This window comes from Treponema succinifaciens DSM 2489, assembly GCF_000195275.1.
Taxonomy (GTDB): Bacteria; Spirochaetota; Spirochaetia; order Treponematales; family Treponemataceae; genus Treponema_D; species Treponema_D succinifaciens.
In genome coordinates this window covers 456711-476934 of record NC_015385.1, presented here as the reverse complement: position 1 = coordinate 476934, position 20224 = coordinate 456711, and the positions used below count along the sequence as shown (strand labels likewise).

The window sequence follows — 20224 nt, the reverse complement described above, 5'->3', positions numbered from 1 at the left end:
TTTATTTATTTTGCTCCATCCACTTTTGAATTCCGTCTTTTATATCTTCATCAATATCATGCTCAATTCTGCACGCATTTTCTTCCGCATGAGCTTTGTCAACGCCAGTAATTTTTACAAGGAAATCTGTGAGAAGAACATGGCGCGCATAAACGGACTCGGCTTTTTTCTGCCCTTTTTCAGTCAGCTCAAGAGAACCGATGTGGCCAGTTGTAATATATCCGTTTTCGCCCAAAATGCTCATCGCCCGGCTAACACTAGGCTTGGAAACACCAAGACGCTTTGCAACATCAACGGACCTTGCAACTCCATTTTCTTCTTTTAATCTGAGAATTGCCTCAAGATAGTCTTCACCGGACTCGTGTAATTCTGACAATTGAATCTCCCAAAAAGCCAACGAAAAAAAATCTTGACTTTTTAAGCACATCCGCAATCAAATGAAGATGCGCAGTTGATATAAGATTTTTCATCTAAAAATTGCCAAACGGAAATTTCTAAGACAAACACATCATACTATAGAAAAAAAAAGTTTTCTAGTAATATCAAGAATTCAAAAGAAATAGCCAGCAGATCAATCCAAAGCCTGAAGCTCAATTGCAATTTCTTCCATTTCACGGTCAGTCATTGCGATTGTTTCCGCGCATCTCAAAAGCTCACGGCGAATCCCGGCTGGAATATGAGATTCAGTTTTGTACCTAAGTTCATGCTCAAGACTCGCCCAAAAATCCATTGCAATTGTTCTAAGCTGAATTTCAACTGGAACCCTATGCTCGGTATTCGAAAGATAAACAATCGTTTCAACAACAATGTGCAGACTTCTGTAGCCGGATTTCTTGGGCTCTTTTATGTAATCCTTTTCTTTCAAAAGCTTTATGTCCGGCTGCTTTAAAAGAATATCCCTTATAGTGTAAATATCCGAAATGTAAGGACAGATTACACGAACACCGGCAACATCCGTAAGATTTTCTGTCATAGACTCAAATGTAAACGGCAATTTTCGTTTTTCAAGTTTTTCGGCAATGCTTTCAGGTGATTTTATTCTGGATTTTATTGTTTCAATCGGATTTCTTCTGCCTGTAACTTTATATTCTTTGTTTAAAATTTCAAGTTTTGTAACAACCTGCTTTATTGCGCTTTCGTAAATCATCATGAGCTTCTGAAATTCAAAAGCCATCTTTATAAAATCATTAGGATTCATCGAGTTGATTTCATTCAATGATGAAATTTTTGCAAGCTCTTTTCCCTGCAAATGATCATTGTCGTGTTCCACTAAATATTCATCAGGAGTTTCAATTTTTTCCATATCTAAAAAATAAAAATGCGCAATTATCGTTACAAATAATTTCTCATAAAAAAAGCAAAAAGCCTTCCAGGAAAACCAGAAAGCCTTTTGCATACAATTTTATTCAGCGAGCAAAGAATTCAGTGATTTTACAAAATCAGCAGGATCTTTTAATTCCGCGCCGCTTACAAGAAGCGCCTGATCAAGAAGAACTTCACTTACATTTTTTACAAAATCTTCTGAAACATGACCTTCCAGTTTTTTTACAATTGCGTGATCCGCATTTATTTCAAGAATCGGCTTTACAAAATCTCCGCCGCCTTGTCCCATCGCTTTCATCATACGTTCCATCTGAAGGCTCGGATCATTCTCGTCCACAACAATGCAGCTCGGACTGTCAGAAAGACGCTTTGAAAGAACAACATCCTTTACGCGGCCTTCAAGAGCTTTCTTTATTTTTTCCTGAACAGGCTTGAAAGCTTCCTCTTTTTTCTTAGCTTCTTCCTTGTCAACTCCAAGCTCTTCATCACTTCCGGCGCGACTAACTGATTTAAGCTCAAAGTCCTTGTATTTTCCGTATGCAGGAATAACAATATCGTCTATGTCATCCGCCATGATAAGAACTTCAAATCCTTTCTTTTTATAAGCCTCAAGCAAAGGAGAAGAACGAAGATTTTTTTCATCGCTTCCACTGATATAGTAAATTGATTTTTGATCAGGTTTCATGCGCTGAACATAATCGGCAAAACTTGTCCATTTGTTTTCACCACTGCCTTCATCCGCAGTTGACTTAAAACGTATTATCTCTGCAATTTCATCACGGTTTGCAAAATCAGAATAAAGACCTTCTTTTAAAGGACGATTGTATGACTTTACAAAATCGTGCCATTTTTCAAGAGTTTCTTTTTCACCATCTGAAATCTCAGTTTTTGCTTCAAGCTTTTTTGCCTCATCACCAAGCTTTTTGAATTCGCTTAAAAGTTTTTTTACAGACTGAGTTTTTATAGTTTCAAGAATTCTGTTTTGCTGAAGAATTTCACGGCTCACGTTCAAAGGCAAATCTTCCGAATCAATAACACCGCGGATAAAACGCAAATAAGACGGCAAAAGCTCACGGTCATCATCAGTTATAAAAACACGCTTTACATAAAGTTTAACGCCGCTTTTGTAGTCAGCCTGATACATATCGAACGGCGCAGTGCGTGGAACATAAAATAAAGTCGTGTATTCCTGAGTTCCTTCCGCATGAGTGTGAACGTACATCAGCGGATCTGTTCCATCATGGCTGATTGTCTTATAAAAATCATTGTAATCTTCTTTTTTAAGTTCGCTCTTGTTCCGCTTCCAAAGCGCGCTGGCAGAATTTACCTGGTCAACTTTATTTTCAGTTCCTTCAGCCTTTCCGTCCTTGTTGTATTTTGTCTGAACATAATGAAGATAAATCGGGAAAGCAATATGATTTGAATATTTTTTTATAAGCTCGTCAATTTTCCATCTTGAAGCATAATCTTTGGAATCGTCATTCAAATGAATTTCAATAACGGAACCAACAGTTTCAGATTTGTCAAATCCATACTGACAGTAAGCTTCTGATTTTTCCGTGAGTTCTTCAATTTCATAGGAATTTGTTCCGTCGCTTGACCAATGCAAAACTTTTCCGTTGCCAGCAGCTTTCCTTGTGTAAACATCAATTTTGCTCGCCGCCATAAATGCACTGTAAAAACCAACACCAAACTGCCCAATCAAATCCGAAGAGCCGCTTCCATTTTTAGAAAGCATATCGATAAAGGCTTTTGTTCCAGAACGCGCGATTGTTCCCAAATTATTTGTAAGATCCTCTTCGTCCATTCCGATTCCTGAATCCTGAACTGAAAGAATCTTTTTTTCTTCATTGAAAGAAATGTCTATGCGAGGATTAAAAGCAACATCCTTATATTTATCATCAGAAACCGTAAGATATTTTAATTTGTCCAACGCATCTGAAGCGTTTGAAACAATTTCACGCAGAAAAATATCTTTGTTTGAATACATTGAATGAATGATAAGTTTTAAAAGCTGATTAACTTCCGTCTGAAACTGATATTTTGCCATGATTTTACTCCAAAACTTTTCAGGCTGAAAATCTGCAATAAAAGCAAGAAATTAAGCGAAAAAAAGTTCTATATTTTAAAATTTTTTGATTGCCAATAAATATAATAAAAATTCAAGAAAAAAACAAATTTTAACTGTAAATTTAAAACAAAAAAGACAGCCAAATTAGCTGTCTTATATGCGCCCCCTGCTGGGCTTGAACCAGCGACACATGGATTAACAGTCCATTGCTCTACCGACTGAGCTAAGGGAGCATTCGGTTACGAATGTATAAGTATATTACAGAAAATGTATTTTTTTGTCAATAATGAACTACAATATTCTGCAAAAATTTCCTAAATTCTTCTGTAGAATTTCCAGCGGCACGAGCTTCAATAGCACGCAAAGCACGGTTCTGTGCATCAGAATAAGAATTGCTTGAATTTCTTCCGTCAAATGAAAGTGTAAAAAGATTTTGCGCAAATGCAGAATCCTTCAAATCAGCTTTAAAAGTATATCTGCACTGAACAGAACTTTTGTCTTTTGGAATATTCTGCTCAAAGTTCATGCTTCCTGTAAACGAATAGCGTTCATTTCTTTCCTGCGAAGTTCTAAAGCCAAACGAATTCAGCATTTTTGCATAAGCGGAACGAACTCTGCCGTCAGAATCATTCTGAAAATAAACATAAACTGGAATTTGCTTTGCAATCTGAAGAAGCATCGCATTTATATCAGCGGCGCTCACAGTCTGCTTTTCCAATTCTGAAGCCTTGTCAAAATCAATAACAGAAAGGCGTGAAAGATATTTTTCATTTAAAACAGAAATTTCACGTGCAAAGTCAATCCGCGCATAATTTTCAAAAGAAAATTCATCGTCTGTTTTGGCGTTCAAAAGTTTTTTGATTTCCGCATTGTTTTTTTCAATCATATTGGAATAAAGGAGCGAAGTTTTCGGCTTGTCAAGAACCGCAATAACATAAATGTTTTTTTCAGCATCAGTCCAATATTCTTTGATTTCAATGCCGACAAGAGAGTCAACGTCAACTTTCCGCATTATCTTTGAATTGAAATTCTGAGACTTTGCAATTGCAACTTTTCCTTCATTACTTGCCTGTTCCATTCTTGAAGAAGACACAGAAGCAGAAGCAACATCCTGCTCAAAAACAGAAGCAATTCCTTCTACCGCAAGAAGTTCTGCCTGAGATTTATCTTTTGCTTTTCCAACGTAAGAAAGATATTTTTCAGGATTGTAAACTTTTTTCGGAACACTCACCCAAGTTGGTTCTTTTACGCGGGCAGCGAAACAAACTGAAATTCCGCAAATAAGCAATGCAAAAAAATTAGTTATTTTATACATATTGACTCCACAATAGTCGGACGACCAGCAGTTACTTCCAAATTCTCGAAAGTTTCTGTTCCGACAAGATTTTCATTTGTATCAAAATATTCAACTTTCGCTGAATAAACTCCAGGCTTTAAAGTAAAACCACCGCCAGCTGCAAAGCTCGGGAAATAGCGGCACTGACGAATGTCCGCAGTTTCAGCTAAATCCACAGCGTCAAGAGCTTTTGTAACCGCAATTTCTGTAATTGACCGAAACTTTTCAGGAGTAGCTCTTATGGCAACAGCGGCAGATGTTACAGCGGCAGCTTTTTTTGTTGTACTACGGAATATGCTTCTTATAAAATCCTTGCGTGCTCTTAAAGCAACATCTTTTTGAACAGCTTCGTCAAACCATTCAATAAGGTTAAGGCGATCATTGCTTCCATCAGAAAGCGTAACTTTTATAGAAGAAATTGAATCACTAGGCTTTACAAGATTGCCGTTTTTATCCGCTTCAACATAAGGATAAACATATTTCAGTCTAAAAGCCGGAATCGTAATGTCTCCAATCGTTACAGAAGTTAAAAAAATCGGAGTTCCATTCGCCGCAAAACTTGGAAAATAAACAGTTCCTTCTTTACGGCGAATAATTTTTCCAGCCAACGAAACGAAATCCAATCTTCCCATTCCAGAAGGAATTTTCAAGTCATCACGCAAAGAAGCGCATTTTATGCCTCGGTTTATCGCCTCATATTCGCGGACATGAAGTTCTGGAGTTCCGCTTTTATCCTTAATATACATCAAAGCAGCAAGATAATGCGCAAATGCAGAATCTTTGTAGATGTCATCTTCCGTAGGTTTTCGCGGAGTCTGCCTATAAACTTCACGCATATTCACGTTCATTGTTTTTGCAGATTCAGTAAGAGTTTCAGTGTCTACGTCCAAGTCCTGCAAAGCAAGTTCACCGTATTTTGAAATATATTCTTTTTGTTTATTTTCAATCTTTCTGATTTCAACAAGAGCTTCATCAAATTCACCCATGTTGTAATAGTTCAAAGAATTAAATGCATTTATCAAAAGATATTCGTAAACATTTCCAGTATAATCGGAAATATTTTCATTCAAAGAAGCCGCACCTGTTGATTTTGAGATACTCTTTGTGTAAGCATCTTCCATCTGGCGATCAGTTTTGTTAAAGTCCTTTGAAGATTGCAAATAATTTTTTGAATAATGATTTAGAATCGCCACATCAAGAGCTTTGTCTATCGGCGGATTTTTTTTATTTATTGATTTTTGAATAACGGATGCAGATGCTGAATAATTTCCTTCAGAAAAATATTTTTCGGCTTCCAAGTCAACTTTTGTAGAAGCGCATCCAGCTAGAAAAAAAAATACAAAAAGCAAAGAAAGAAGCGAGAGCTTTTTCATAAAAACGTCTCCGATTTAAAGTAAATGGCATCCTCGGAAAATTTCCGAAGATGCCTGTTTTGTGCAAACTAGAGCTTTGCTTTCTGACGTTTAATAACTTTCTTTATGCTGTCGTTTTCTGCCATCCAAACAATTTTATTTGTTCTAATGTCATGCAACTCTGCATAAACATAATAAGTTCTTACAGTTTTGTCGCCAGCGGACTGAACAATAGTCTTAACAGAACCTTTAAGCATGAAGTCAGCTCCAGTTTCCTGATCCATTTCCTTTGCAGTATCATAAGTTGAATGGTCAGCCTGATCAGCCTTTTCTTCTCTAAGTGCCTGTCTTTCTGTGCTACTAGAAACAAATTCCATAACACCAGAATTAATTATTGCAGTCTGAAATTTCTTCTCAACAATCGAAGTATCAATATGCTCGCTGCTCTGATTGCGTATAGAATCAATTATAACAACTGGAGCACGCCCCTGCTGTCCTTCAAATTTTGCAATTCTAGGAGAACTTATACATTCTTCAATAAGAGAATCACAAACAATGCGGACATCAGACTCGTTCCAGTAGCCGTCTAAATCAATAACCTCATCAGAATCAACGCGAGAAACTTTTGTACTTCCGCATGAAACCATTATAAGACCAGTGAAAACAGCTGCAAACAAAAAAGCAAACTTCTTCATTTAGAATTCAGCTCCAGGCTCTTCATAAGTTACAGTATCTGTTTCTGCGTCATAAGATACAGAACTAACACTTGAATCTTCATTAAGAATTGTCTTTTCAATTGATCTTGTAATGAGTTTCATAAGAAGAGGATCCTGTGCTGTGTTTTCAGGAAGATCCTGCATTGCTGCATTAATCTGTCTCTGATACAAATCGGTCTTCAAAGCCCATACAGAATAGTAAGTATACATTGTCTTGTAATCAGAATCAGCCTTTGGCTTTGCAGATTCAGAGAAGCGGCTCTTAATCCAGTATGAAGCAATTTTTTCAAGACCATTTACACGTACATTTGAAAGAACTGTTGTAACATCTTTGAGAGCCTTGTCGCTTTTTGTAGTATCAATACTCTGCTCTGATTTCAAAGAAGCTTCTGTAGCGCGTCCAATTGAAGTGCTGATAGACTGTGCAACATTGCTCTGAAGTTCAACTTTGTCTGTCCAGTTCTGGAGAAAATCCAAATCCGGTCCGTTTGAGTTGAAACTCCAAACCATATAGCCATCAAGATCAAGCTCTTTTACAATCTGTCTTTTATTATTGTCACCCACAGCAACAACCCAATTCGGCACTTCTGCTCCAGTTGCTCTTCCCTGCCAATCCAAACGCTCATAAGCACCTGTTACAACTTTTACAGTTTCTTTTGTTGTTCCGCATGAAGCAAGTGCTATTACTGAAAAAGCAACAGCTACACATTTAACTAAGTTTTTCAATTTAAAACCTCCAATTTAGAAATAGTATTATAAATACTGAAGCATTGTCAAGCCAGGGCAAACGCATGTAAAAACACTTTCTGATAAAATTACAGAAAGTGTGAAATTTTAAAGGAGCCTTAAAACCGTTTGGCGGAACTGGCGGTTTTCCCGAAACCAGATCGTGCGCTTGCTTAAACTGTCCTGTTTTTTATTCTCCGGTTTTTCTGCTTGGCGTAAGATATTTAATGCAAGCCGGCGCATAACTGTCATGTTTTCCGGACTATGATCCTTTCGGTGCCTTTTGTAGTCCTCATTGAAAGTCATATCAAGACACCAGTGAAGGCGGTTTTCAATTCCCCAGTGTAGTCGAATTGATTTTTTCACAAGTTCAATGTTATCAAGTGAAGTTAGAAAAAACCTGATGTCTGTGGAAGTTTTTCCATTTACAGTCCGTTCTTCCCGTGCCATGGCAACAGCCTTAAGTCCCGGCCACTCATCTTTATTCTCCAGCCACGACAGGTTCGTGCACAGGTAATACTGCCTGTTTTCAATTCGTCCATGGTCAGGATTACATTCCTTTTCGCTTTTTATAACTCCGTATTTTGCAAGCTCCTTTTCATCCATAGAGAAAAAGTCTTTTACGGCTTCGTGTGTCGTGCTTTGATTTCCTTTCAAAGAAAGAACATAGTCTGCTTTTTTTTCCTTAATTTTCTCGCAGATTTTTTTCTGGCAGCCCATTGCATCGATTGTGATTATCATTCCCCTTATATCAATCAGTTCCAGAAGCTCAGGAATTGCAGTGATTTCATTTGACTTTTCATCTGTCTTTACCTGCCCAAGAATGAGGGACAGTTCATCTGCCCATGCACTTACAATGTGAATTCCCTTTGCTCCCGTGACCTTGTTTGAGCCGCACATCGTCTTTCCGTCGATGGCAACAATTGTTCTGTCCGGTTCAATTTTTACTTTCTCGTAAATTCCATGAGCCCACTTTATAAAAACTTTCTCGATTTTATCTGCGTTCACATTTCTGAAAACCCGGAGAATTGTGTCGGCACTTGGCGGACCGAACTCAAACTTCACCAGCCCCTTGATGGACTCTTCCGCTTCCTCCGCCCATTCAGCTATGTGCTCAATGTCCTTGATGCCGCTTAGCAGCCCGAACAAAACCAGCAGGAAAATATCAGCCAGTTCAAACTTCCTGCACCTTTTTACTCTAAAATCGTCTATTTCTTCCAGACTTTCTCTTAAAAGCATAATTCCACCCAAGGGGAATTTTACCATTTTGTGCATTTTTTAAATAGTAGTTTAGAGATTTAAACAAAAAATTTTTACATGCGTTTGCCCTGATTGTCAAGCAAAAAAACAGTTAAGTACAAGTTAAAAAAATAGAATTTATTTTTCATTACCCGCATAATTCAAAACGGCAGGATGTCAACAAAGGTGCTGGAAACCGCGGGGGGGGCTCCGTGGCTCCTGCGGCATCCCGCTCGGAAAAAAAAGAAGCCCCTTCCGAAGGGGCATGAAAGCATGTATAAGATAAAAGCCGGCCGCTACCTACTTTCCCGCCATGGGCAGTATCATCGGCGCAGGGGAGCTTGGCTTCCGTGTTCGGGATGGGAACGGGCATGTCCTCCCCGCCATGGCGGCCGGCGTATAGACAAAGGAAAACGGACGCGGTGTCCAGAGGAAACGGTAATATGGCCAAGCCTCACGGCCTATTAGTACCGCTCGGCTGTGCGCGTCGCCGCGCCTGCACCTGCGGCCTATCGACCCGGTATTCTCCCGGGGGCCTTCAGGGGGATCACGTCCCCTAGGGACGCCTAGTCTCGTGGCGGGCTTCCCGCTTAGATGCTTTCAGCGGTTATCCCTTCCAGACTTAGCTACCCGGCGCCTACCCTTGGCAGGATAACCGGCACGCCAGAGGTCTGTCCGCCTCGGTCCTCTCGTACTAAAGGCAGCCCCACTCAGGCGTCCAACGCCCGCAACAGATAGGGACCGAACTGTCTCGCGACGTTCTGAACCCAGCTCACGTACCGCTTTGATTGGCGAACAGCCAAACCCTTGGGACCTGCTCCAGCCCCAGGATGCGATGAGCCGACATCGAGGTGCCAAACTTTCCCGTCGATGTGAACTCTTGGGGAAAATCAGCCTGTTATCCCCGGAGTACCTTTTGTCCGTTAAGTGACGGCCCTTCCACTCGGAACCGCCAGATCACTAAGACCTGCTTTCGCACCTGCCCGGCATGTCTGCCTCGCAGTCAAGCCCCCTTGTGCCTTTACACTCGCGCTCCGATTCCCAACCGGAGTGAGGGGACCTTCGCGCGCCTCCGTTACTGTTTGGGAGGCGACCGCCCCAGTCAAACCGCCCGCCTAGCCCTGTCCCCGCCCCCGCTCAAGGGGCCGGGTTAGAAACCCCATCCGGCAGGGCTGGTATTTCACCGGCGCCTCCGCGCAGCCTGACGGCCACGCCTCGCAGGCTCCCAGCTATCCTACACATGCCGAATAGGGTCCCAGCGCTAAGCTGCGGTGAAGGTTCACGGGGTCTTTCCGTCTAATTGCGGGTATCCGGCTTCTTTACCGGAACATAAATTTCACCGAGTCTCGCGTTGAGACAGCGCCCAGAATCGTTACACCATTCATGCGGGTCGGAACTTACCCGACAAGGAATTTCGCTACCTTAGGACCGTTATAGTTACGGCCGCCGTTTACCGGGGCTTCGGTTCGCAGCTTCGCCTTGCGGCTGACCGCTCCCCTTAACCTTCCGGCACCGGGCAGGTGTCACCACCTATACGTCCCATCGCTGGTTCGCAGATGGCTGTGTTTTTGATAAACAGTCGCCTGGGCCTGCTTTCTGCCGCTCATTATCATCTCTAACATGAGCCGCACTTCTCCCGAAGTTACGTGCGCATTTTGCCGAGTTCCTTAACGCGAGGTCGCTCGTGCGCCTCGGATTTCTCATCCTGCCCACCTGTGTCGGTTTGCGGTACGGTTCCCCCATGCCTGGCCTTAGACAGTATTTCCCGGCACCATGGCTGCGCCAGCTTCGCTTCGACTTTCTCTCCGCTCGCTCACGGCTCGGCTCGGGCGGTGGATTTGCCTGCCGCCCTCGACGCCTCGCCGCTCCGGCCGGAACTACCGTTCTCCGGCCTGGCCTCGCCTCATGCGTCCTGCCCTCGAAACATGGGGAAGCATCGGACTATGGACCGATTTCCCATCGGCTACGGCTTTCGCCCTCGCCTTAGGGGCCGGCTTACCCAGGGCAGATTGCCTTTACCCTGGAAACCTCGGGCTTCCGGCGGACGGGGATCGCACCCGTCTTTTCGTTACTTATGCCTGCATTCTCTCTTCCGCCTCCTCCAGCGCCCCTCGCGGGCGCGCCTTCATGGGTCAGCGGAATGCTCCCCTACCAGTCGCGCCATAAGGCGCGAATCCGCGGCTTCGGCGCCATGCTTAGCCCCGCTACATTGTCTGCGCGCGGATGCTCGACCAGTGAGCTGTTACGCACTCTTTCAAGGAATGGCTGCTTCTGAGCCAACCTCCTGGCTGTCTGCGCATCCGCACCTCATTTCACACTCAGCATGGCTTTGGGGCCTTGGCCGGCGGTCCGGGCTGTTTCCCTCTCGACTACGGACCTTGTCGCTCGCAGTCTCACTCCCGCGCGACAGGCGCCGGCATTCGCAGTTTGGTCGGAACCGGTAGGATTTGACTCCCCCTCTCCCGTCCAGAGCTCTACCTCCGGCGTCCCTGCGCGAGGCTGTCCCTAAAGGCATTTCGGGGAGAGCCAGCTATCTCCATGTTTGTTTAGCCTTTCACTCCTTACCACAGGTCATCGCTACCTTTTTTAACAGATTACCGTGCGGGCCTCCACAGGGTCTCACCCCTGCTTCACCCTGCCCATGGTAAGATCACATTGGCTTCGGGTCCGCGACGCGCGACTTTCTCCGCCCTGTTCGGACTCGGTTTCCCTCCGGCTCCGGGACTGCAATCCCTTGGCCTCGCCGCGCACCGCGACTCGCAGGCTTATTCTACAAAAGACACGCCGCAAGCTCCTGTGCCCGCGGCATCTTGGCGGTCCATGGTTTCAGGTTCTCTTTCACTCCCCTCGCCGGGGTTCTTTTCGCCTTTCCCTCACGGTACTTCTTCGCTATCGGTGGCCGCAGAGTATTCAGCCTTGGATCGTGGTCGACCCGGATTCAGGCAGGGTTCCTCGTGCCCCGCCCTACTCAGGCACCGCATCACGGAGGCGGGGCGCGTTGCGCGTACGGGGCTGTCACCCTCTCCGGCGGAGCTCTCCGGCTCCTTCCGCTGCGCGTCCCGATTCGTTCCCCTCCGCGGGTCATCCCCATGCGGCCCTACAACCCCGCTCTAGGCGGTTTGGGCTCCTCCCCTTCCGCTCGCCGCTACTCAGGGAATCTCTGTTGATTTCTTCTCCCGCGTTACTTAGATGGTTCACTTCACGCGGTGTGGCTCCGCCGGGCTATTTCATTCGCCCGCGCGGTGCGCGCCTCCCGGCGCGCGGGTTGCCCCATTCGGCTACCCCGGGATCACAGGATGTGTGCTCCTCCCCCGGGCTTTTCGCAGCTTGCCGCGGCCTTCATCGCCTTGCGGCCCCAAGGCATCCGCCATGGACCTGTTCTCGCTTGGCCATATTGCCTCTTCCTCTTTCTTACCTTCTCGTCTCGTCTTCCTTCCCTATCAGTTTCAAACAGCTTTCTTCGTTACTGGAGATTAGGGGACTTGAACCCCTGACCCTCGGCTTGCAAAGCCGATGCTCTAGCCAACTGAGCTAAATCCCCAGGCACAAGGAACAGACAGCAGAAGCGTCAAGAAGAAACGCCCTTCTTGCGGCGCACACTTGCCGCTCCCCTTCTCTTAGAAAGGAGGTGATCCAGCCGCACCTTCCGGTACGACTACCTTGTTACGACTTCACCCCCCTCGCCGGGCATACCTTCGAGAGCGGCCCCCTTTCGGTTGGCCTGCCCGCTTCGGGCATCCCCGACTCGGATGGTGTGACGGGCGGTGTGTACAAGGCCCGGGAACGTATTCACCGCGCCGTGCTGATGCGCGATTACTAGCGATTCCAGCTTCACGGAGTCGGGTTTCAGACTCCGATCCGGACTACGGCAGGTTTTCTGCGTTTCGCTCCGCCTCGCGGCCTCGCTTCACTCTGTGCCTGCCATTGTAGCACGTGTGTAGCCCTGGACATAAGGGCCATGATGACTTGACGCCGTCCCCGCCTTCCTCCGGCTTGTCGCCGGCAGTTCCGCCAGAGTGCCCACCTCTACATGCTGGCAACTGGCGGCAGGGGTTGCGCTCGTTGCGGGACTTAACCCAACACCTCACGGCACGAGCTGACGACAGCCATGCAGCACCTGTTCACAGGCGCATTGCTGCGCCCGCCTGTCTCCAGGCGGTCCCTGTGTATGTCAAGCCCAGGTAAGGTTCCTCGCGTACCATCGAATTAAACCACATGCTCCACCGCTTGTGCGGGCCCCCGTCAATTCCTTTGAGTTTCACCCTTGCGGGCATACTCCCCAGGCGGCACACTTAACGCGTTCGCTTCGGCACCCGGGCTCATGCCCGGACACCCAGTGTGCATCGTTTACTGCGCGGACTACCAGGGTATCTAATCCTGTTCGCTCCCCGCGCCTTCGCGCCTCAGCGTCAGCCGTCCGCTCGCAGCCTGCCTTCGCCATCGGTGTTCTTCCAGATATCTACAGATTTCACCCCTACACCTGGAATTCCGGCTGCGCCACAGCGGCTCAAGCCCAGCAGTTCCCAGCGCGGTTCCGGGGTTGGGCCCCGGGATTTCACGCCAGGCTTGCAGGGCCGCCTACACGCCCTTTACGCCCAATGATTCCGAACAACGCTCGCGCCTTACGTGTTACCGCGGCTGCTGGCACGTAATTAGCCGGCGCTTATTCGCGCGCTACAGTCACCGGGAAGGCATTCCCTCCTCCCCTTATTCCTCGCGCGCAAAAGGGCTTTACAACCTTCCGGCCTTCCTCGCCCACGCGGCGTCGCTCCGTCAGGGTTCCCCCCATTGCGGAATATTCTTAGCTGCTGCCTCCCGTAGGAGTCTGGGCCGTATCTCAGTCCCAATGCGCCCGTCCGCCCTCTGAGGCCGGGTACCCGTCGTAGCCTAGGTGGTCCCTTGCACCGCCTACCAGCTGATGGGCCGCGGGCCGCTCCTCCGGCGCCCCCGTGGGGGCTTTCCACGCACGGCTCCAGCCCGTGTGTTCGCATCCGGCATTACCCTGCATTTCTGCAGGCTATTCCCGTCCGGAGGGCGCGTCGCCCACGTGTTACTCGCCAGTCCGCCGCTCTCACCACGCGCAAGCGCGTGAATCCCGCCCGACTTGCATGCTTAAGACGCGCCGCCAGCGTTCGTTCTGAGCCAGGATCGAACTCTCCATGCCTATTTCCTCGGCCCCCGAGGGGACCGGAGATCTCCATAAACACGCAGAGCCTCAAAAGGCCCTCTCATCTTCTCGAATCTGACCGCCTATAACACACACCGACAAAACTGCTCTCCTACAAGCGTTTCTTGCTTTTGCTGTCCATCCCTGATAAATGCCTTTCAAAAAGCTTGCGGCTTGCCGCCGCAGGTGGACATTAATATACCGCATATCACACGGATGTGTCAACACCTTGAAACCGCTTTTTTTTATATTTTTTTCACTACAGTCCAAGATAATTTTATAAGTCCAGCTCCGGCTGTAAACAGTTTACGGCCGGGGGAACGTTGAAAAACAATTTTCAGCTTGAATACCACAAGACTAGAAGTATTCCAGGAATGTTCCGCTATTTTTTCTATAGCATAGTTGCTTACATTCTAAACTCCGGCCTGACCTTCTATCAAAACTTTTTCAGCCCCCGACTTATTTAGAACTCAAATTTCAAGTTAATTAATATAAAAACTGAATAAGCCACAACAAAAAGCGCATCAATTCGCCGTGCTGAGCGTTATCAAAAAACACTGACAATTTTCCGGGGTAGATATAATAGGTTGGATTTTAAGTTTTAGATGAATTAAAAAAAAAGCATCCTCCGTAAAATTTTGAATCACCACACTCAAAACAACGCAGAAATGCCATGACTGAAGACAGTCTGATTACATTATAGTTCAGACATTTCTGCCTTTTTGCTTCATCTTACTGAAGACGCGCAGAAGTGGTTCTTGCTATTTAATTCATCTGTTGCAAAACTCAAATTTTGACCTATTAATAGAAAAGATTTTGGCAGCATGGCAGATTTCAGTGCGTAAAACGCACTTTTGCGCCCGCTTTGCTCTCTGTAAAATACTGCTATATCAACTTTTTAAGGGGTTTATTTTATGAAAAAATTTTTAAATACATTGGCAGTGTTTGCGGCGGTCGCAGCACTTGGATTTGGATTCGCATCTTGTTCTGATGACGATGATGGTTCAGGATCAGCTCTTGTTGCATACTCTAGCACGGATTCTGACGATAGAACTGGAACCATTAGTTTTTACAGCAATAACAACTATACAGTGCACCTTGTATAGTAAGGTTACTGATCACGGTAAAACTCTTACTATGGATTTAGATTATGAGAAGGGTTCTTATACAACTGACCCGACAAAAGATGGCTCTGTAGATTGTACATCTGTAAGCCAAGTTGATGAAGACAAAATTGGAGAACTTATGTATGGAGCATTGCTTTCAGGTAAAAATTCTTTAACAATCACCAATTCAAACTGTCCGCTCGTAGCTCTTGATTCAAGCAAAGTTGAAACGAGAACTTGTACAATTAGTGGTAATGGTACAACGTTCACTGATGACGAAGGCAACAAATACACACGAAAATAACTTATTTCGCGTATATTTTTTCTCCACGCAAGCAAGCCTTGCGTGGATTTTTTTTTAGGGTTTATACAAATCTTAAAAAACTCTAGTCAAGGTCTTGAGCGTAACCATACCTTGACCTTGCCTATAAATGTGGCGAAAATAGGACTACGATTCGCACAGGTGACGGAAAAATTGAAACTGTCGAAGTAAAAGATGAAGACCGTTATTGTTTTTATGTGACCCAAAGCTCCGCAGAACTGAGGACAGTCGGAAGTGAAATGCACAATTGCGTGGGCTGGTGTTATACAGAACTGGCTCGCAAAAAATATTGCACAATCGTGTATGCAAAATACAAGAATAAGTATAGGATTTGCATTGAAGTTTCACCAAAATTCAGCATCCGTCAGGCACTAGGACCAGGAAATCGGGTTTTACAGGGCGAAGATTTACTTGCATATCAGGAATGGTGCCGTGCAAAGAATATAAAATTCAAGAAAGTCTTTTAAAGTAAAAGATATGAGTCAGAATAAAAATGAATAGTAAATCAATGGAAGCAAAAAGAAAAGCAATCTACATTCACGGTCTTGGCGGTAGCGGAAACGGCTCATCTGCACAGAATGTCAAAAAAATGCTTGAAGATGAGTGGTCTGGCAAATATGAATTTTCTGCCAATACTTACGACCTCTTAAAGCCAGAGGAATCATTTGAGAAAATCTCCTCTGATGTAAAAGATGCGGATTTTGTGATTGCATCTTCTCTCGGTGCATTTTATGCCGTTTCAGTTTTCATCTGCACAAAAATGCTTTTGTTAAATCCGTGTCTTGAGCCAGAGAGTGCAATTCCAAAAATTTTGTATCCTGAGCAGAAAAATGATTTTGATGAAGAAAAATCGGTTGCCGCATGGAAGAAAATCAAGAAAAAATGGAAGCTTCTTGACCGTGAAGACTGCGGACTTCGTTTCGGAGTTTTTTCTGACAAGGACGAGCTTTTTTCATTTAAAGATGTGTATGAAAAGAATTTTGGAACTTCATTCGGAACAGAAAATTTCTGTATGATACACGGCTCGCATGAAATTGCAAAAAACGAGAATCAGCTAAAGGCGGCTTTTGAATCGTTCAAAAAATATGGAGATGAATCGGGAGATGTAATGGCTCGTCAGTCGTCATATTGCTTTGGAAGTTGGGAAAATGGTGTGTAAAACGCACTGAACCAAATCGCGGCAATTTGCTATACTTTGAAACTGATGAATGAAAACACTGTAAAATTCGACAAAAAGCATTTTTTTATTGTTGCACTCACAATCTTCATTTTTAGTGTGTGCGATTTTCTTGTGGCTTATTTTTTTCAGGACGTCTTAAAATCGCCGTTTTTCTTTGACACTATTTTTATGATTGCCGCCCTGTTTTTATTTGGGCCGATTGCCTCTCTTATTGAATATATTCTGTTCATTTCTTTTACCTGCATAAAACTTAAAATCCTCTACGGAAAAACTGATTTTGTGTTCTTGTACACGCTTTCTGCATTTACGATTATTCTTGTAACCTGGCTTTTTATCCGCAAAAAGGAAAATCTCAATAAGGGCTTGAACCTGACTTTTCTGTACATTCTTACCGCTTCGGTTGTCGCCGGGCTTTCGTGCAGTGTTGTTTCGGGCTTTGTAAATTATTATTTTGCGAATTGCTTGTTCCAAATAGAATGGAATTTCAACATATTTATTTTTGCTTTCAACTTTCATGCAAGCAAAAAGCTCCGGATAAAATCTACAACACGGATAAAATCTGCGACTCCTGGAACGAATTTTGCGAAAAGAAGGACTCTTCTTCGCTTGCGTGTTTTATCGACACGCTTAAGCGCTTTGACACTAAAACTTTTAATAACGACATGGCATTAAAAGAGTCGGTGCAGAATCAGATTGCGTTATGCATTTCCCTTGCAGAAGGCTTACAGCCGCTTATATTGGAAAAAGAAAATCATAAGGAAGAGATTTTGCTTGCCGTTCACGAGATGGACAAGGTTTTTATGAGCTTTCTTAAAGACAAAAACGCATCTCTTAAAGAAACGCACCAAAAACTGTACGTATTCTTCATTTATTTTACGCTTACGATTTTGATTGGCGGAGCGATTCTTGTCGTTTTGAACATAAAAGAAGGGCTTGAAAAAGATAAAATACTTTACAGTTCGCAAGTCTTTTTGAAACATTCGATTTTGATTCAGGAAGCTGAGCGGAAAAGAATCAGCCGTGAGCTTCACGATAGCGTTGCGCAGAATTTGCGGTATGTTTCTCTTCTTGCAGAAAATATTTCTGATAAAGACACGGCGGCTAAAATTATTGAAACGCAAAATCAAAATATCGAGAACATCAGAAATCTTTGCTACAACCTGACTCCGCCGAGCATTACAAAAGACAATCTGCTTTCTTTGGTGAATGTTTTTGCAAAAAAGATTTTTGGCGAATCTTTTCAATTCCGTCTGATTGCGGAAAACGATGTTGATTTTTCTTGCTTGAATGCCGACGAGCTTTTGAGAATATTTACCGGATTGTGCAGGAAGCGCTGCAGAATATAAAAAATCACGCGGGCGCAAAGGAAGTTACGGTGTTTTTTAAAAGAAACCGATTGGCGGCTGAGCCTGTTGAACCCGCCAGGCAAAAAGCGGCATTGTCAAAGGCCATTTCGGCACGAGCGATGACCGCAAAAAATTCACGAAGCCATCTTAAAATCATAATTTCTGACGACGGCTGCGGAATGGACGAGGAGCTTGTAAAAGAGATAAACTCCGCTATTTTTGAAAAGTCCAAGGAATCCCATTTTGGAGTCCGCAATATTTGTGAGAGGGTAAAGCTTCTTAATGGAAAAGTGACGTTTTCTTCTGCCCCGGATTTTGGAACGCATATAACGGTGGAGGTTTAAAAAATGGCAAAAACATTTTACATTGTTGACGACCACGAGCTTTTGCGCATTGGAACTATTTCTTTTTTTATTTATGACACCCTTCTGTAATTTTTTAACAGATTATCAATCTGGTTTCTTTAAAATCACAAAACTTTTAGCATCCACAGTATGTGGAACACTTTTTTTTTGCTCTGGTTTTCCGCTTAAAACTTCTATGGAATTTGTGAATCCGGCAAAATCTATTTTTGCAGAAGAATCCGTAGCGTTAAAATATATGCAAAAGTTTCCGACTGTGTACTTTGTAAGCCCCGGAAAAATTGTCATTGCAGAACAATCAGTTTTTGAGCCAAACGAATCAGCGTTTTCCCTGCGGAAAGCAATCAGTCCTTTATATGCGTTAAAGACATCAGAATAACGCGTTTTAAAGTCCAAGTTGATTTGATTTATTTCATCACTTGAAATGTAGCTGTTTTCATCTCCTTGCTTTGTGCGAAGAAATTCCTGACCACCGTTTATAAAAGGTGTTCCCTGCGCAAGAATAATATACGCCGCCGCAAGAATGCCCTGCCTTTTCACTTTTTCAAGCCCGACATTTCCGATTGTCTCAAAAAGATTTCCTAAATACGAAGTTTTTCCAAGATACGAAATTGCAAGCTTGTCAAACAAAGTGTAATTGTCATGACATTCTACGTAATTAATTGAAAGGCTTGGAATGCCGCTTGGATTTCTGTTGTTTTTTCCAGTCGCACCAAGAAGTCCTTTTTCAATTTCTGAATCGCAAAAAATTCCCTGAACTTGGCCTTTTGCAAATCCACCGAATTCGCTTCCTTTTATTGCGTCTCTAAAATCGTCATTGAACGCGCCGACTCCACAATTTTTTCCGCAAGCAACAGAACCTGAGCATCCGTTTTTTACAGCGCATTCTCCGCCAGTCCAAGGCTCTCCGTAAACCATTACGTACGGATCGATTTTTTTCAGTTCGCAGAAAATTTCCGACATAGTTTCCTGCTCCTGGACTCCCATAAGGTCAAAGCGAAATCCGTTTATATGGAAATCTTTCATCCAGTGCTTGAGAGAATCGAGCACATATTTTTTTACCATTTTATGATTTGTGGCTATTTCGTTTCCGCAGCCTGAACCGTTGGAATATCCGCATTCAGAATTAAGCCTGTAAAAATATTTGGGAACTGTCATATCATAAAGCGAACTATTTCCCGTGCCGTCAGTGTGATTGTAAACAACATCCATTATCACGGCGATTCCCGCATCATGAAACGAGTTTACCATTCGCCTCATTTCTTTTACAGCCTGAGTTCCATTAGTATAGCCTTGAGAAACATAGCGGCCTTCTGGAACATTGTAGTGAAAAGGATTGTATCCCCAGTTGTATGAAAGGTCTGAATTTTTTTGCGCGTAATCAAACATCGGAAGAATCTGAACATGAGTTACGCCAAGTTCTTTTAAATGTGAAATTATTTTTTTGTCAGCAACTTCAAGAAATTTTCCAGTTGAAGCAGGATTTACAGCGCGGCTCCAGTCCCGTATGTGCATTTCATAAATCACAGCTTTTGAATAATCAGTTTCTTTAAATGGATTTTTATATTCTGATTTTTCTATGACTGCGATTTGCGATGCAAAAGAATCTGGAGCAGCGACTGTGTGCCAAATGTCAGCAACTTTGAAAACTTCCGTGCCAAAAGAAATTTCATACTGATAGTAAGAGCAGCCTTCATAAGAGCCGCTAAAAAACCAGACGCCTTTTTCCTTGCGTTCCATTTGCTTTATGGCGCATATTTTTTTTGCAGCTGAATCTTTTAACAGCAAAAGACGCACATTGCTTGCAGTCGGCGCCCAGCATTTAAAAGACGCAGAAGTTCCATTAAGTGTTAAGCCAAGATCATTTCCATCGTAATAAAAAGCGGAATCAATTAGCTCAGCAGAATTTTCATCTGAATAATATTTTTTGTCCACACTGAAATTATATAGAAAACAAAACAAGTTTCAATGCGGATTT

General features: G+C 43.9%; 16 protein-coding genes, 2 tRNA genes and 3 rRNA genes. 7 read left to right on the top strand and 14 right to left on the bottom strand.

The window, feature by feature from the left end:
* Position 1 precedes the first annotated feature (1 nt).
* The 13 genes from TRESU_RS02245 to TRESU_RS02185 all read right to left on the bottom strand — a co-directional run bounded on the left by TRESU_RS02245 (position 2) and on the right by TRESU_RS02185 (position 13927).
* Positions 2-376, bottom strand: a complete 375-nt coding sequence (locus TRESU_RS02245) for a metal-dependent transcriptional regulator (RefSeq protein ID WP_013700694.1) — start codon at positions 374-376, stop codon at positions 2-4.
* 195 nt (positions 377-571) lie between these two features.
* Positions 572-1303: a GTP pyrophosphokinase gene (locus TRESU_RS02240; RefSeq protein ID WP_013700693.1), complete on the bottom strand. Its 732-nt coding sequence runs from the start codon at positions 1301-1303 to the stop codon at positions 572-574.
* A gap of 99 nt (positions 1304-1402) precedes the next feature.
* Positions 1403-3373, bottom strand: coding sequence for a molecular chaperone HtpG (gene htpG, locus TRESU_RS02235; protein ID WP_013700692.1), 1971 nt, complete (start codon positions 3371-3373; stop codon positions 1403-1405).
* Positions 3374-3554: 181 nt separating this feature from the next.
* A tRNA-Asn gene (locus TRESU_RS02230) sits at positions 3555-3627 on the bottom strand.
* Between the two features lie 47 nt (positions 3628-3674).
* A complete protein-coding gene (locus TRESU_RS02225; RefSeq protein WP_013700691.1) occupies positions 3675-4709 on the bottom strand; it encodes an LPP20 family lipoprotein in 1035 nt (344 codons plus the stop codon).
* Positions 4697-6103, bottom strand: coding sequence for a COG3014 family protein (locus TRESU_RS02220; RefSeq protein ID WP_013700690.1), 1407 nt, complete (start codon positions 6101-6103; stop codon positions 4697-4699). Before TRESU_RS02220 ends, TRESU_RS02225 begins: the two co-directional genes overlap by 13 nt.
* Positions 6104-6171: 68 nt before the next feature.
* Positions 6172-6777: a penicillin-binding protein activator LpoB gene (locus tag TRESU_RS02215; RefSeq protein ID WP_013700689.1), complete on the bottom strand. Its 606-nt coding sequence runs from the start codon at positions 6775-6777 to the stop codon at positions 6172-6174.
* A complete protein-coding gene (locus tag TRESU_RS02210) occupies positions 6778-7524 on the bottom strand; it encodes a hypothetical protein (RefSeq protein WP_013700688.1) in 747 nt (248 codons plus the stop codon).
* 108 nt (positions 7525-7632) lie between these two features.
* Positions 7633-8790 (bottom strand): ISAs1 family transposase, encoded by a 1158-nt coding sequence (locus tag TRESU_RS02205; RefSeq protein WP_245535656.1) that lies wholly within the window; start codon positions 8788-8790, stop codon positions 7633-7635.
* Between the two features lie 260 nt (positions 8791-9050).
* Positions 9051-9160: ribosomal RNA gene (rrf, locus tag TRESU_RS02200) — 5S ribosomal RNA — on the bottom strand.
* 46 nt (positions 9161-9206) lie between these two features.
* Positions 9207-12154 (bottom strand): 23S ribosomal RNA (locus tag TRESU_RS02195).
* Positions 12155-12230: 76 nt separating this feature from the next.
* A tRNA-Ala gene (locus tag TRESU_RS02190) sits at positions 12231-12304 on the bottom strand.
* Between the two features lie 80 nt (positions 12305-12384).
* A 16S ribosomal RNA gene (locus TRESU_RS02185) occupies positions 12385-13927 on the bottom strand.
* Together the 16S, 23S and 5S rRNA genes with 1 tRNA gene alongside form the textbook arrangement of a ribosomal RNA operon.
* A 938-nt stretch (positions 13928-14865) precedes the next feature.
* Between TRESU_RS02185 and TRESU_RS15050 the strand changes: the two genes are divergently transcribed.
* From TRESU_RS15050 to TRESU_RS02155, 7 genes are all read left to right on the top strand, one after another.
* Positions 14866-15036: a hypothetical protein gene (locus TRESU_RS15050; RefSeq protein WP_169309726.1), complete on the top strand. Its 171-nt coding sequence runs from the start codon at positions 14866-14868 to the stop codon at positions 15034-15036.
* A gap of 31 nt (positions 15037-15067) precedes the next feature.
* Positions 15068-15340 carry a hypothetical protein gene (locus tag TRESU_RS14825; protein WP_013700685.1) on the top strand — a complete coding sequence of 91 codons (273 nt, stop codon included), beginning with the start codon at positions 15068-15070 and terminating at the stop codon, positions 15338-15340.
* 149 nt (positions 15341-15489) lie between these two features.
* Positions 15490-15825 (top strand): PcfJ domain-containing protein, encoded by a 336-nt coding sequence (locus TRESU_RS02175; protein ID WP_081454743.1) that lies wholly within the window; start codon positions 15490-15492, stop codon positions 15823-15825.
* A 26-nt stretch (positions 15826-15851) separates the two neighbouring features.
* Complete coding sequence (locus tag TRESU_RS02170) at positions 15852-16517, top strand: hypothetical protein (protein WP_013700683.1); 666 nt, start codon at positions 15852-15854, stop codon at positions 16515-16517.
* A gap of 45 nt (positions 16518-16562) precedes the next feature.
* Positions 16563-17210, top strand: coding sequence for a hypothetical protein (locus tag TRESU_RS15045; RefSeq protein ID WP_041611896.1), 648 nt, complete (start codon positions 16563-16565; stop codon positions 17208-17210).
* Positions 17201-17884 (top strand): histidine kinase, encoded by a 684-nt coding sequence (locus TRESU_RS02160; protein ID WP_041611895.1) that lies wholly within the window; start codon positions 17201-17203, stop codon positions 17882-17884. Before TRESU_RS15045 ends, TRESU_RS02160 begins: the two co-directional genes overlap by 10 nt.
* The gene (locus TRESU_RS02155) at positions 17860-18228 is read left to right on the top strand and encodes a sensor histidine kinase (RefSeq protein ID WP_041611894.1); all 369 of its coding nucleotides are present in this window, start codon (positions 17860-17862) and stop codon (positions 18226-18228) included. Before TRESU_RS02160 ends, TRESU_RS02155 begins: the two co-directional genes overlap by 25 nt.
* 105 nt (positions 18229-18333) lie before the next feature.
* On the opposite strand, the gene TRESU_RS02150 is transcribed toward TRESU_RS02155, so the two are convergent.
* Positions 18334-20181 (bottom strand): alpha-amylase family glycosyl hydrolase, encoded by a 1848-nt coding sequence (locus TRESU_RS02150; protein WP_013700681.1) that lies wholly within the window; start codon positions 20179-20181, stop codon positions 18334-18336.
* Between the last annotated feature and the right edge of the window lie 43 nt (positions 20182-20224).